General features: G+C 60.2%; 1 protein-coding gene. It reads right to left on the reverse strand.

The window, feature by feature from the left end; translation table 11 throughout:
* Positions 1–108: 108 nt before the first annotated feature.
* Positions 109–1,332 (reverse strand): KAP family P-loop NTPase fold protein, encoded by a 1,224-nt coding sequence (locus ACTWP6_RS30230; protein WP_443189629.1) that lies wholly within the window; start codon positions 1,330–1,332, stop codon positions 109–111.
* Positions 1,333–1,491: the final 159 nt, after the last annotated feature.

A 1,491-nucleotide genomic window follows, 5' to 3' on the forward strand; every position in this document is an offset into this window, starting at 1 on the left:
CCTACCGCCAACGCACCCGACCCGGTCAGCTTGACCCAGAGGGACCCGACGAGCATCCTCGATAACGCGCCACGGTGGTCCCATCCCCCTGGCAATCAGGTGGTCCCATCACCCTGGCAAGCGACACGTGGTTTCAAGCGCCGAGACGTAGGGCTCGATGTTGTGTTCCATTGCCAACTGCTCGACAAGGGGAGAACGCAGGAAGGCGGATAATTCCGTGGGCAAAACCCCGACTTCTGGCCACACGTCGTCGAAGGCCGAATCCTCGCCATGCCGAAAGCTGCGCAGAATCTCGAGGAAGACGTCCGGTTCGGCAAGCACGATGTCGTCGTAGAACTTGTTCCAGTCACCACGGAAGTTGATGGTCTGCAGCGCCAGGGTCGTGTTGGGGTTCAGGTTCTGCCGGATCATTCGCTGCAGTGTGTAGGCGTTGATGTACCGCTTCACCTCTCGTGGATTGATCCGTCCCTCTTTCGCGACGTAGTACAGGTAGTTCTTCACACGGTCCGTGAGATCCGTGCGCTGGCCTTCTCCCAACGAACCGTGGGCCTGCAGCCACCACAGCAGCTCCTCTAGTTGAGCGGGCGCGATTTTGGGCAGTGTGTAGGGCAGCTGGAAGATCTTGTTGAGGTACTCCTGTTCGACCCGCTGATCGATTTCCGTGTTCCCGTCGGCTGATCCAGCGAATTTCGTGCGAACCGCCGTTTGCACCACACGCTCGTCGAGCCCGACGACGAAGACGAAGCCCTTGGTGTCGAAGAACAACTTCATCGATTCAAGGACCGTCAATGCACGCTCCGGTAGGCAGCGATCCAGATCGTCGACGAACACGATGATGCGCGACAATCCTGCTCGTTCAACTCGTTCGAATGCGTCACGCAATTGCTCAAAGGCCGCGAAGTACAACGATTGTGGACTGCTCGTCTCGTCATCGTTGTCACCGTTGATCGTCTGAAGCGCCTTGTCGGGGTCCATCGCGATCGTCACGGCCCCCGGTATGCCGACTTGGACCGAAGTGGCGCGAACCAGTGCACGAATCACGCGCCCGATCCGGGTGGCGACGATCTTGATTGATTCACTTCGTTCGTCCGTCGGTCGGCTGAGAGCCCACTGGGACAGTCCGGCACGGATGGTGTCCAGCAGCGGGACGATAAGGTGTGGTTCGCGCTCATACCGCCAGGCGTTGAAGTCGACGACCACCGCGTCGGTCGGCTCGACGCGCCGCTTGATCGCTTCCATGAGCGTGCTCTTCCCCGAGCCCCATCCGCCGAAGATGCCTACCGCGAACTGCGGCTCACTGCCGGTAATGATCTCGGCAAGTGCCTGCGACATGCTGTCGAAGTTGAACGCCGGGTGTTGTGCGGGTGAGAGGGACCCGTTTGGTGGTCCAGTCGTTATGCGACTTTCGGTTGATGGGTCGCGGCCCACTGTAGGGCAAACTCGGCTGGGGTGCGGTCGCCATGGGCGGAGTGGGGCCGATTGGCGTTGTAA

Origin of the sequence: Mycobacterium sp. 4D054, assembly GCF_052245755.1 — a bacterium.
GTDB lineage: Bacteria > Actinomycetota > Actinomycetes > Mycobacteriales > Mycobacteriaceae > Mycobacterium.

Excerpts from the sequence above, each read along its gene's own strand:
- ACTWP6_RS30230 (WP_443189629.1), bottom strand. The coding sequence starts at position 1,332 with ATGTCGCAGGCACTTGCCGAGATCATTACCGGCAGTGAGCCGCAGTTC.